At 40.0% G+C, this 11,706-nt stretch carries 12 protein-coding genes, 2 tRNA genes and 1 pseudogene; 9 read left to right on the top strand and 6 right to left on the bottom strand.

The genetic code is table 11. The features are described from left to right. Positions 1 to 43: 43 nt before the first annotated feature. On the bottom strand, positions 44 to 1,399 hold the full coding sequence (locus DXC10_RS03445; protein WP_101542325.1) for a DUF6242 domain-containing protein: 1,356 nt from the start codon (positions 1,397 to 1,399) through the stop codon (positions 44 to 46). A gap of 136 nt (positions 1,400 to 1,535) precedes the next feature. After that, complete coding sequence (gene ribD, locus DXC10_RS03450; RefSeq protein ID WP_101542326.1) at positions 1,536 to 2,585, bottom strand: bifunctional diaminohydroxyphosphoribosylaminopyrimidine deaminase/5-amino-6-(5-phosphoribosylamino)uracil reductase RibD; 1,050 nt, start codon at positions 2,583 to 2,585, stop codon at positions 1,536 to 1,538. A gap of 115 nt (positions 2,586 to 2,700) precedes the next feature. Here ribD and prmC point away from each other — a divergent pair, with 115 nt between their 5' ends. From prmC to DXC10_RS03495, 9 genes and pseudogenes are all read left to right on the top strand, one after another. Then, positions 2,701 to 3,537 carry a peptide chain release factor N(5)-glutamine methyltransferase gene (gene prmC, locus DXC10_RS03455; RefSeq protein ID WP_101542454.1) on the top strand — a complete coding sequence of 279 codons (837 nt, stop codon included), beginning with the start codon at positions 2,701 to 2,703 and terminating at the stop codon, positions 3,535 to 3,537. Further along, positions 3,534 to 4,013 (top strand): regulatory protein RecX, encoded by a 480-nt coding sequence (locus tag DXC10_RS03460; protein ID WP_117737327.1) that lies wholly within the window; start codon positions 3,534 to 3,536, stop codon positions 4,011 to 4,013. The genes prmC and DXC10_RS03460 overlap by 4 nt, the downstream gene beginning before the upstream one ends. A gap of 79 nt (positions 4,014 to 4,092) precedes the next feature. Next, a complete protein-coding gene (pyrE, locus tag DXC10_RS03465) occupies positions 4,093 to 4,731 on the top strand; it encodes an orotate phosphoribosyltransferase (protein ID WP_101542455.1) in 639 nt (212 codons plus the stop codon). Positions 4,732 to 4,824: 93 nt separating this feature from the next. Continuing rightward, positions 4,825 to 5,235, top strand: coding sequence for a polyketide cyclase (locus tag DXC10_RS03470; RefSeq protein WP_101542328.1), 411 nt, complete (start codon positions 4,825 to 4,827; stop codon positions 5,233 to 5,235). 52 nt (positions 5,236 to 5,287) lie between these two features. Further along, positions 5,288 to 6,625 (top strand): argininosuccinate lyase, encoded by a 1,338-nt coding sequence (argH, locus tag DXC10_RS03475; RefSeq protein WP_101542329.1) that lies wholly within the window; start codon positions 5,288 to 5,290, stop codon positions 6,623 to 6,625. Between the two features lie 70 nt (positions 6,626 to 6,695). Further along, positions 6,696 to 6,768: transfer RNA gene (locus tag DXC10_RS03480), tRNA-Gly, on the top strand. 13 nt (positions 6,769 to 6,781) lie between these two features. Beyond that, positions 6,782 to 6,865: transfer RNA gene (locus tag DXC10_RS03485), tRNA-Leu, on the top strand. A gap of 136 nt (positions 6,866 to 7,001) precedes the next feature. Next, on the top strand, positions 7,002 to 7,211 hold the full coding sequence (locus DXC10_RS16620; protein ID WP_255419771.1) for an Arm DNA-binding domain-containing protein: 210 nt from the start codon (positions 7,002 to 7,004) through the stop codon (positions 7,209 to 7,211). 138 nt (positions 7,212 to 7,349) lie between these two features. Beyond that, a pseudogene (locus DXC10_RS03495) lies at positions 7,350 to 7,535 on the top strand (thioredoxin domain-containing protein); the annotation flags it as partial. 131 nt (positions 7,536 to 7,666) lie between these two features. Here the strand turns inward: DXC10_RS03495 and DXC10_RS03500 are convergent. The 4 genes from DXC10_RS03500 to DXC10_RS03515 form a co-directional block, all read right to left on the bottom strand. Further along, positions 7,667 to 8,878, bottom strand: coding sequence for an acyloxyacyl hydrolase (locus DXC10_RS03500; protein ID WP_101542331.1), 1,212 nt, complete (start codon positions 8,876 to 8,878; stop codon positions 7,667 to 7,669). Between the two features lie 200 nt (positions 8,879 to 9,078). Then, on the bottom strand, positions 9,079 to 9,276 hold the full coding sequence (locus DXC10_RS03505) for a DUF2007-related protein (RefSeq protein WP_101542332.1): 198 nt from the start codon (positions 9,274 to 9,276) through the stop codon (positions 9,079 to 9,081). Between the two features lie 204 nt (positions 9,277 to 9,480). Beyond that, the gene (locus DXC10_RS03510; protein ID WP_101542333.1) at positions 9,481 to 11,136 is read right to left on the bottom strand and encodes an AMP-binding protein; all 1,656 of its coding nucleotides are present in this window, start codon (positions 11,134 to 11,136) and stop codon (positions 9,481 to 9,483) included. Positions 11,137 to 11,154: 18 nt separating this feature from the next. Further along, positions 11,155 to 11,706, bottom strand: coding sequence for a helix-turn-helix domain-containing protein (locus DXC10_RS03515; protein WP_101542334.1), 552 nt, complete (start codon positions 11,704 to 11,706; stop codon positions 11,155 to 11,157).

An 11,706-nucleotide genomic window follows, 5' to 3' on the forward strand; every position in this document is an offset into this window, starting at 1 on the left:
TTGTTACTTCCACATTATTATATATATGAAGTAATAAAATAATTTATTGTATATCGAAGCCTAATCTATTGAGACGGCCACGCCAAACAGCATTCGCCTTTAAATCACCGCCAAATATTACCCAAATATAATTTTGGTTGTCTATAGTTATAGAATAGGGGGACGTTATCTTTTCGAAATCTTCCGGTAATAAAAATTTCTTTTCTGTCTTATACCAGGCGATACCGGTAATAGAAGAATAAATAGCATCAAGCTTATTAACTTCTTTACTACCAAAAATATAGAACTTACCGCCATAATACATACCTGCAGGATTAGGCATTACCGGACAATAGGCATCGTAAGATGTTGATGACATGTCTGCCCAACCATCCCCTTCCATATGGAACCATGGAATCGTTAACTTGGCACTTGCGCTTGGGGTTCCTACTACCATGACTTGCGGCATGCTATTGGATGTACTAAATTGTGCGGCGTATATATTCTTTCTTGGGAAATCTTGAGGTACCTCAGTCAATATAATCTCGTCTTTATCATTTCTGTTCCAGGTCTCACCGTCGTTGCTGGTACAGAAATATCCCTCCGACGTTATACCGGTGAGTGTGCCCGTAAGACTGGCGATTAATGCTTCGATATTATTTCCTAAAGCTGTTACTTCTGCCCATGTTTCTCCGTCGATAGACTGATATACTTTCTTGCCTTCAGTAACTATATAAAGAATTTGACTGACCTCATTTGTCAGGCTGTTTACCTTTTTCTTGAAATTAACCACAGACTCCGGATCGGCATCCGATGGATAATCGATAAGGTTTACGGGTTGCCATCCGTATCTGCCTGCTTCGGTGGAGGTTTTATATGCTTGGTTAGTGTTAGTATATACCCATAAGTCATTATTCAGGATAACGGCTCTTTGTTTACCCGTAATCTTGTTTTCAGAATATACCTCCATTTCTTTCCATACCAATGAATCAGGGTCTTGATTATGTCGGTTGATTTGAACTGTATATTCACGGTATGTACCGTCCGGTGCATGTACCTTGAACTTCATTCCTTCTTGTTTGTTTACGATAGGAGCGAAGTCTACAGAGTCTTTTGTATAATCAAAGATAGTATCGTTGATACCGGCTGTGACCCATCCGCTGACGGTAAACGTATCAATCAGTATGTGATTGATGATAGTGTCAGCTCCTATGGGTAAAGAATCGCGGTTATAAATCACTCTTCTAAGCTGATCTATCGTGAATGTGTAATGTTTGCCATATATGGTGTCAAGACCAAAAGCATGTACGGTTGCATCAGAGCTTAATTCGTATGAAGAATCGTCAGAGTCAAGGCATGAGCTTATTGCAAGCGATACAAACAGGAAACTTACGATTACAGATAAAAACTTTATTCTCATTTGAAAGTTAGTGTTTATTTACAAGTTGCAAAAATAGGAACATTTTTTTCTATAAACAGCTTTAAGAGGAAGTTTTATATAAAATTATAGATAATATGCCCGTTTTTCTCGATTAAAAGGCTGTGAAATTAGGCTGTTAGCCTAATTTTGCAGTTGTGTAATGTCGAAAAGCCCGGTCGAAAGATAACTCGGTGTCATAAGGTATTTTATTGTTCATTTCAGGTGATTTAACACCGGAATGTAATGTTTGAGGACATTTCTCAATGAAAATCTCATCCCATAAGTCGGCATCGATAAATGATTGTAACAATGTGCTGCCACCTTCCACGAGAAGGGATTGCAGACCACGTTCATAAAGGACTACCATAATTTGGGGCAGTATGTCTTGCCGGTAGTTTATCGGGATAAAATCCAGATTGGGGTACGATGCATGTGCTTTTTCTGTGAATACAAGCGTAGGTACGTTACCATCGAATAAATGAAGTTCAGGAGATAGCGATTGGTTCCTGTCTAAAACAATACGTACTGGATTGTGTCCGTACCATTGGCGTACAGTCAGGGTGGGATTATCCAGCTGTGCGGTATTTGTACCTATCATGATGGCACTGTGTTCTGCCCTTCTTTTGTGTACCAGCATGGATGTCAGAGGGCTGGACAGTACGACAGGATTGCCGTCTTTTCTGTAAATATCTATATATCCATCTACCGATTCAGCCCATTTTAAAGTGATATAGGGGCGGTGTAGGGTATGAAAGGTAATGAACCGGCGGATGAGGTTCTGGCATTCTGGTTCCAGTACACCAATTATAACCTCGCGGCCTGCATTTCTTAATTTTTGAATACCTCGTCCTGCAACTTTGGAAAAAGGATCCTGGCAACCGATGACGATACGTGGTATCTGCTTTGCTATGATAAGATCGGCGCAGGGGGGTGTTTTGCCATGATGGGAACAAGGTTCCAGACTGACATAAATTGTAGAACGTTTTAATAAAGACGCATCTTTTACGGAACGGATGGCATTTACTTCTGCATGTGCTTCACCGCAACGTATGTGATATCCCTCGCCGATAATTTTTCCGTCACATACAATAACTGCACCTACCATAGGGTTAGGAGCCGCGTTACATAGTCCGTTTTGTGCTAATTGGATGCAGCGTTGCATGTATTTTTCTTCTTCACTCTTCATAATATTTTGTTCTTTTAGTTGTTTCTTTTTTAATAAGGTTCGTTTATATCCTTATTTGACTTGTAGCGTATTCCGATACTTTTTGTTAATTTTGCAGTTCGAAAAAAATATTCCGATGAATACAGCTATCTGTGATATCCGCTATGACTTGGAGCAGTACTACTCTACAACAGAGGCTGCTTGTCTTGCACGCATTGTCTGTTGTGAGTTGCTGGGGCAGAGCACGGTGGATTATTATCTGGGCAAAGATATTATTTTATCTTCAAAACAAGCTGATGAACTAGAGGGCATTATGCAAAGATTGCGTAATTTTGAGCCGATACAATATGTACAAGGCATTGCACATTTTTTGGGACGTGAGTTCAAGGTGGCTCCTGGAGTGTTGATACCTCGTCCGGAAACGGAAGAGTTGGTGGAATTGATGCTGAAAGAAATTCAAGCGGATGTTCGTATCTTGGATATCGGGACAGGAAGCGGCTGTATCGCGGTTTCTTTGTCGAAGGAATTGCCCAAGGCTAAAGTCACAGCCTGGGACATATCGGAAAAGGCGCTCGATGTGGCGCGTGAAAATAATGTCGCTTTAAAGAGTAATGTACGGTTTGTTTTGCATGATGTACTTGGTTGTCAGCCTTTGCCGGAGGAATGTTATGATGTGATAGTCAGTAACCCTCCTTATGTGTTGGAGCGGGAGAAATGTGAAATGGAACGAAATGTGTTAGATTGGGAACCTTCTTTGGCATTATTTGTTCCTGATAATGACCCTCTTCTTTTTTATCGCCGTATTGCGGAATTGGGTAGGACGTTGCTTGTTCCCGGTGGTAAACTTTATTTTGAAATTAACCGTGCTTTCGGAGAAGAAACCGCCTCGATGTTGCGTGAGCAGGGATACAGTAATCTCCGGATATTAAAAGATATTTCCGGGAACGACCGGATTGTAATTGCAGAACGATGACAGAAATTACCGAATCAGATGCTTTAAGTCGTGTAGCGGCATATTGTTCCACTGCGGAACATTGCCGGGCGGAAGTGACAGAGAAATTACAGCGTTGGGGAATTCCATATGATGCTATCAATCGTATCCTTAATCATTTGGAACAAGAAAAATATATTGATGAAGAACGTTTTTGCCGTGCTTTTATCAGTGATAAATACCGTTTTGCCAAGTGGGGGAAGGTGAAAATTGGTCAGGCTCTTCAATTGAAAAAAATATCCCAGAGCACTTATATGCAGTTTCTTAATGAGATAGAAGGTGAGGAATACCTTTCTATTTTGCGTGGTTTGTTGATGACCAAACGGAAAAGTGTCCATGCGGAAAATGAATATGAATTGAATGGAAAATTAATACGCTTTGCGCTCAGCAGAGGATTTGAAATGAAAGATATTCGTCATTGTCTTGAGCTTTCTGACGAAAATGATTACCCTGAATAAAAATTATTCGCTTTCTTTTTTTATTCTCATTCCGTTTCTGTATTTTTGTGCCATATTTATCATAATAGTTAGTTTTGCTATGAAAACTTTAGAAAGATTGTTTGCAGAAAAGTTGTTGAAGATAAAAGCGATTAAACTACAGCCGGCTAATCCTTTTACTTGGGCTTCCGGATGGAAATCTCCGTTTTATTGTGATAACCGTAAAACCCTTTCATATCCTTCCCTTCGTAATTTTGTGAAACTTGAAATTACGCGTTTGGTTTTGGAACGTTTTGGGCAGGTGGATGCTATTGCTGGTGTGGCTACGGGAGCTATTCCTCAGGGGGCGTTGGTCGCTGATGCGTTGAATTTGCCTTTTGTATACGTTCGTTCTACTCCAAAGGATCATGGATTAGAAAATCTGATTGAAGGTGAGCTTCGTCCAGGTATGAAGGTGGTCGTGGTGGAAGATTTGATTTCTACGGGTGGAAGTAGTTTGAAAGCTGTTGAAGCTATTCGGCGGGATGGTTGTGAGGTTATTGGTATGGTTGCTGCTTACACATACGGATTTCCTGTTGCGGAAAAAGCGTTTAAGGATGCAAAAGTTCCTTTGGTAACTCTGACTAATTATGAGGCTGTGATGGAAGTTGCACTTCGTACAGGGTATATAGAAGAGGAAGATGTGGCGACGCTGAACGAATGGCGTAAAGACCCTGCACATTGGGATGCCGGAAAATAAGATTTACTTTATAAATGATATAATATGACAAAAGAGCCATTCGGATAGTTACTGTCCGAATAGTTCTTTTTGTCTTTTAAAGACCATTGAATTATGACGAAATTTGAAAGTGCTGTGAAGATGATACCTGCTTCTCAAACAGCTGTTTATGGGAAACTTTCTGACCTAAATAATCTGGAGAAGGTGAAAGATCATTTACCGCAAGATAAGGTGAAGAATTTAAGTTTCGATGCGGAAAGTCTGTCGATAGAAGTACCTCCGGTGGGAAAGATTGTATTACAGATTATAGAGAAAGAACCCTGTAAATGTATCAAGTTTGCAACGACTACTTCACCGTTGCCCTTCAATCTGTGGATACAGATAGTGCCGGTTACAGAGAGTGAATGTAAAATGAAGCTCACTATTGGTATGGAACTAAATCCGTTTATGAAGACAATGGTACAAAAGCCTTTGCAAGAGGGGCTTGAGAAGATGGCGGAAACGTTGTCGATGATTAATTATTAATATAGAGTCGTTTATCATTGTCATTCATCGTAAAAATATTCATCATTAAACATTGATTATGAAACTTTGGGAAAAATCCGTTCAGGTAAATGAAGATATAGATCGCTTTACGGTAGGACGTGACCGTGAAATGGATCTTTATTTGGCAAAACATGATGTGTTGGGTTCCATGGCACATATCACGATGCTGGAAAGTATCGGTCTGTTGACAAGTGAGGAATTGGCCCTGTTGCTTGCCGAACTTAAAAATATATATGTTACTGCTGAAAAGGGCGAGTTTGTTATAGAGGATGGAATAGAAGATGTCCATTCGCAAGTGGAGCTGATGTTGACACGTAAGTTAGGTAATGTAGGTAAGAAAATTCATAGTGGGCGTTCGCGTAATGATCAGGTTCTATTGGATTTGAAGCTTTTTACCCGTACGCAGATAAAAGAAATAGCTGAAGCTGTGGAACACCTTTTTCATGTACTGGTGATACAGAGTGAACGCTATAAGAATGTATTGATGCCGGGATATACTCATTTGCAGATAGCTATGCCGTCTTCTTTCGGTCTTTGGTTTGGTGCATATGCTGAGAGTCTGGTAGACGATATGCTTTTTTTGCAAGCTGCTTTTAAGATGTGTAATCGTAATCCGTTGGGTTCTGCTGCTGGATATGGTTCTTCTTTCCCGTTGAATCGTACAATGACCACTAAGCTGTTAGGTTTCGATTCTATGAACTACAATGTTGTATATGCTCAGATGGGGCGTGGTAAGATGGAACGTAATGTAGCTTTTGCATTGGCAACGATTGCCGGTACTATTTCTAAATTAGCTTTTGATGCTTGTATGTTCAATAGCCAAAATTTTGGTTTTGTGAAACTGCCTGATGATTGTACTACAGGTTCCAGTATTATGCCGCACAAGAAAAATCCGGATGTTTTTGAACTGACCCGTGCTAAATGTAACAAACTTCAATCTTTGCCGCAACAGATTATGATGATTGCGAATAATTTGCCTTCTGGTTATTTTCGTGATTTGCAGATTATTAAAGAAGTTTTTTTACCAGCTTTTCAGGAATTGAAGGATTGCTTGCAAATGACTACTTATATAATGAATGAAATTAAGGTGAATGAGCATATTCTTGATGACGATAAATATCTGCTTATTTTCAGTGTGGAAGAAGTCAATCGCTTGGCGCGTGAGGGAATGCCTTTCCGAGATGCTTACAAAAAAGTCGGATTGGATATTGAGGCAGGAAATTTCTCCCATAGCAAAGAAGTGCATCATACACATGAGGGTAGTATCGGTAATCTCTGTAACGACGAAATATCCGCATTGATGCAGAAAGTAGTAGACGGATTTAACTTTGAAACAATGGAGGTAGCGGAAAAGACGCTGCTTGGTTAACTTTTTTCTGATAAAAAGTTTGGCTGTAACAGGGAAACTATTTATCTTTGCACCCGTTATCCAAAAACCTGCGGAAATAGCTCAGTTGGTAGAGCATAACCTTGCCAAGGTTAGGGTCGCGAGTTCGAGTCTCGTTTTCCGCTCTCTTTTATGGATGCTCGAATGGTGGAATGGTAGACACGAAGGACTTAAAATCCTTTGGCCATTGCGGCTGTGCGGGTTCAAGTCCCGCTTCGAGTACTCGGTTAAGCTCTGTAAATCATTGATTTACAGAGCTTTTTCTTTATAGGAATTATTCTGATTTATGTTTGCATTAGTACGGATTTAAACAGGAATTATACTATTGAGTTGAACCAAGGGTTAAACCGAAATTGTAATGAAAGTTACAGCTAATGTGTTGTTTTACAGAATTAAAGGTCTTAGTAATGGTGAGTATCCTCTCATGATTCGTGTTTGTATGAGTGGTAAGAAGAAGTATGTAAGTCTTGGTATCTCTGTAAAATCTCAGTATTGGGACTTTGAGAAGAACAAATCTAAGCGTAATAGTCCTAATTGTGAGCGGATATCAAAGGTTATTAATGAGTAGGAACAGAAGTATTCAGAACAGATACTTGAATTTACTACAGAGCAGAGAGAGTATTTGCTTGCTACACTAATTGAGGCTACTATTTATCTTTACAGCACTAGTACAGATATAATATGAAGGAGAAGCTTATGAGATATAGCAATTTGGTATCCTCATTGACAACGTATGCGATCTGTGGAAGGGAAGTTTAAGAAAGAGATGGAAGGGGTGCTTGATGCTTTACAAGTAGATGTAGATCAGGAAAGTATACTTGCTGAGTTCTATAAGATTGATGGTACTCCTACTTTTATTCTTTTTAGAAAAGCTGAACAACTTTGGAGGTAGTCAGGAAAATTGACATTAGAAAGATTGGAAAGAGCTGTTAAAGAGTTTATATCCCTTTAAGGAATTCCTATACTTATCAGACTTTAAGAACAAATACTATGTTATTTGCTTATAGTACCTTTAAATAATGATCAGAATAGTCGTGGTCGGTTATTATTAAAACGATATCCGATACCCAACATCAGGTAATTCGGTTCATGAAAATCTTTCAGATTATATCCGATATGTAGATAGGTATTGCGACTCATGTCTATTTTAAGCATCAGTATCTGGTAGAACGATTTGAGATCACCACCACCATGGAGTATATTAGCGCCGAAACCGATACCGACACTGAAGTAGGGCATGACAAACTCTCCACGTGCGGAGAGACCTAAAGAAAGTTGTTTGCCGAGAGATGGTGTGCCGAATTTTTCTTGCTCGTTGTCACCTCCACTACTGATATAGTCTTTTACGTATAGATTAGCACTAGAATCATAAACTCCATCTAATGAGACTCCTGCTCGGAATTTATATCCAAAGTTATACATCGGTGCAAAATTGAATCCAGCCACTGTATATTTACTTGGGGCGGGAATTTGTCCTCCTGCAACATTGACTGCTTTTCGCCGCCAGGAACCGAAAAGGGTTAGGTCATAACTGACGTGACGCGGAAAGACGGGAATTAATATTGGTTGTGATGGATACTTCAGTTCGTCCATCTTACGGTTGAAGTTATATACTACTCCAATCTTGAAGTCTATTGTATTCAGACCGGTATTGGGATATTTTGTGTTACCATTTGAAAAATGAATCATTGATCCTCCTACATTTAAATCAAATTGTGGAGAAAGTATCCAGTTTAGATAAAGACCTGCATTCAGATAAGCATTGATTTTTGAACCAATAACGGTATTGTTGGGATTTTCGTAGTAATTGTACGATTTCCAACCGAAAGCCATACCGAATCCCCATTCGTAATTTAGTGAAAGGTGAGATGTGATTTTTGCGATACGTGCTCCCTGAAATAAGTAAAGGGCTATAGGGTTTCCTATTTCCGTACGATTACCGAAATCGAAATAACCTAAACCTATTCCTTGATAAGCGCCACCATAAGTTTTATCAGCGGCAGTACCCGGTTTTAATTGGAAAGAGTACTTCAGGTGTGCCGAGTAAGTGGATTGCAAGTATTTGCACAAGTTATTATCGCCTCGCAGAAAAGAACTGGTTGGGAAAATATAACCCGGGCGGCCTTCTATACCGATTCTGTGGATATATTTGTTTTGTGCAGATATGGTGTCGGACAAGAGAAGTATAATTAGTAAGAGATATGTAACTTTACATGTCCGTGTTTTAATACTCATGATGCTGTACTGTTCTTTATTGAATTAATACATAGCTTAAATGATGTTACAAATATAATCTTTTTATCTTTTCATCCACATAAAAAGTATAGATTTGCTATGTTAATAAATCATCGCTCATACTATAAAAGAACTTTATAGTTGTAAACCGATACTCCCCACCATTCAAGAATGAAAAATGACAGGGAGTATTGGTGTTGTTAGAGAGTTCTTCTGCTACTGATAATCCGCATGGCAACGGTGTAGTATTCACAAGGTACAGAGAGCTGAATGTCACTCCCCTTATCCACTGCTGAGACGGTGATATATGCAGATTTAAGTAATTGTTTTACGCTTTCTGCCTCCCATGGGCTACCGGCAAAGACGTTAATCTGAGAAATTTTTCTACTTGTAATCATTTGCTTTGAATTTTAATTGTATACGTTTATTTTGCTGTTTTATTTCATTCGCAAATATAGGGACTTGCTCTCTATATGAGGTATACTAATTATTCAAAAAAGTATGTGTTTTGTGCAAACGTTATAGAAAAATCTCAAAGGATAACAATATTGTTCCATCTGTGTAAAGAGATGAAACAATATTGCAAATAAGGAAAAAGGAATTTATTTCTCATCGTTTTTACGAATTTCCACACGACGGATTTTTCCACTGATTGTTTTGGGAAGTTCGTCTACGAACTCAATGACACGTGGATATTTATATGGTGCGGTAACTTTCTTAACATGATTTTGAAGTTCCTTAATTAACTCTTCTCCGGTGTGGGTTTTGTAGCCTTTGGCAAGTACGATAGTTGCTTTTACTACTTGACCACGAATTTCATCGGGAACACCAGTAATGGCACACTCCACAACGGCGGGATGTGTCATCAGCGCACTTTCTACTTCAAACGGACCGATACGGTAGCCACTACTTTTAATTACATCGTCGGCGCGTCCTACAAACCAGAGATAACCGTCTTCATCTTTCCAAGCTACGTCACCGGTATAGTAAACACCATCATGCCAAGCCTCTTGCGTACGGTTGGCATCCCGATAATATTCTTTGAACAGACCAAGAGGCTTACCTTTATCTGTACGGATTACAATCTGTCCCTGTTCGCCGGCTTCTACCGATCGACCATCATGATCTATCAGGTCTACTTCATATTGGGGATTCGGTAATCCCATACTACCCGGTTTGGGTTCCATCCATGGCATAGTGGCTACAGTAAGAGTCGTTTCCGTCTGCCCGAAACCTTCCATCAGTTTAATACCTGTTAATTTCTTGAATGTTTCGAATACGGCGGGATTCAGAGCTTCTCCTGCGATGGTACAATACTGTAAAGACGAGAGATCGTACTTTGTCAAGTCTTCATGGATGAGGAAACGGAAAATGGTAGGGGGGGCACACAAGGAAGTGACATGATAGTTTTGTATCTTTTCCAGGATATCACCTGGAGTAAACTTCTCATGGTCATATACAAAAACATTGGCACCGGCAATCCACTGTCCGTATAGTTTTCCCCATACGGCTTTTCCCCAACCAGTATCGGCGATAGTGAGGTGGAGGCTGTTTTCGTGCAGATTATGCCAGAAACTTCCGGTTACGATATGTCCCAGCGGATAAGTAAAATCATGAGCAACCATTTTCGGTTCTCCTGTAGTTCCACTGGTGAAGTACATCAGAGAAATATCATCGTTATTGTTGACATGTTCCGGTTTTAAGAAAGGTGCGGCATCTTCTATACCTTTATGGAAATCATCAAATCCTTCGGGGACTTCAGGACCTACACTAATAAGTTTTTTCACAGAAGGAGAATTGGGCATTGCAGCAATGATATGGTCAGTGATGACATTCTCACCGGCACAGACAATCATTTTGATGTCTGCGGCGTTACAACGATACACAATATCTTTTTTTGTCAGTAAGTGCGTTGCAGGAATTACTACTGCGCCAAGTTTGTGCAGTGCAATAATGCTGAACCAGAACTCGAAACGGCGTTTCAAAATAAGCATCACCATATCGCCATGTCCGATACCGAGACTTTGGAAATACGAAGCCGTCATATCCGTATAGCGTTTCATATCACCAAAGGTAAATTGCTTATGTTCACCTTTATCATTTGTCCAGAGTAGAGCTGGTTTGTTGGGTTGTTCGGCAGCCCAGGCATCTACTACATCGTAACCGAAGTTGAAATTGTCCGGTACGTTGATCTTTAAGTTCTTGATGAAGTCCTTCTGAGAAGTGAAGGACGTTTGTGATAAAAATCTTTCTACCATAACTTTGTTAGGTTATATTTACATTATGATGGCAAGGAAACGAACTGTTTTTCCATCGAGCGCTTTCATGCCATGCGGCAGTTTAGAGTTGAAGTACAAACTATCTCCCTCGTTTAAAATCAAGTCTTTACCATCGATGCTGATTAACATTCGTCCTTCCAAGACAAGATTGAATTCCTGTCCGTTGTGGCTATTGTAATGTATAGGCACGTCCGGTTTCGGTTCTACGGTAACAATGAACGGATCGGCGGTACGGTTCATGAAACCGGCGGCAAGAGACTGATACTTGTACGCTTTGGTACGTTCAATGCTCGTCCCCTTTCCGGCACGTGTCAGGAAGTAGGAGCTCATTTTCGGTTCTTCGCCGAACATCAGCGCGTCAAGAGCAATGCCATAGTGACGTGCTATCTTTTGCAACATGCTGACGGAGATATCGTAATCTCCTGTCTCTGCAAGGCGGTACTCTTCAGCGGAAATATCGCAATCGCGGGCGATATCTTCGGCAGTCAGTTCCAAAACGTCACGCAATCCACGCAGACGTTCTGCTATTTGTTTGATTTGTTCGTCCAT

Origin of the sequence: Bacteroides sp. OM08-11 (assembly GCF_003438665.1) — a bacterium.
In the GTDB taxonomy this organism is placed as follows: domain Bacteria; phylum Bacteroidota; class Bacteroidia; order Bacteroidales; family Bacteroidaceae; genus Bacteroides; species Bacteroides cutis.

Coding starts and splice junctions, on each gene's coding strand:
- DXC10_RS03445 (WP_101542325.1), bottom strand. CDS start 1,399: ATGAGAATAAAGTTTTTATCTGTAATCGTAAGTTTCCTGTTTGTATCG.
- ribD (WP_101542326.1), bottom strand. CDS start 2,585: ATGAAGAGTGAAGAAGAAAAATACATGCAACGCTGCATCCAATTAGCA.
- prmC (WP_101542454.1), top strand. CDS start 2,701: ATGAATACAGCTATCTGTGATATCCGCTATGACTTGGAGCAGTACTAC.
- DXC10_RS03460 (WP_117737327.1), top strand. CDS start 3,534: ATGACAGAAATTACCGAATCAGATGCTTTAAGTCGTGTAGCGGCATAT.
- pyrE (WP_101542455.1), top strand. CDS start 4,093: ATGAAAACTTTAGAAAGATTGTTTGCAGAAAAGTTGTTGAAGATAAAA.
- DXC10_RS03470 (WP_101542328.1), top strand. CDS start 4,825: ATGACGAAATTTGAAAGTGCTGTGAAGATGATACCTGCTTCTCAAACA.
- DXC10_RS16620 (WP_255419771.1), top strand. CDS start 7,002: ATGAAAGTTACAGCTAATGTGTTGTTTTACAGAATTAAAGGTCTTAGT.
- DXC10_RS03500 (WP_101542331.1), bottom strand. CDS start 8,878: ATGAGTATTAAAACACGGACATGTAAAGTTACATATCTCTTACTAATT.
- DXC10_RS03505 (WP_101542332.1), bottom strand. CDS start 9,276: ATGATTACAAGTAGAAAAATTTCTCAGATTAACGTCTTTGCCGGTAGC.
- DXC10_RS03510 (WP_101542333.1), bottom strand. CDS start 11,136: ATGGTAGAAAGATTTTTATCACAAACGTCCTTCACTTCTCAGAAGGAC.
- DXC10_RS03515 (WP_101542334.1), bottom strand. CDS start 11,706: ATGGACGAACAAATCAAACAAATAGCAGAACGTCTGCGTGGATTGCGT.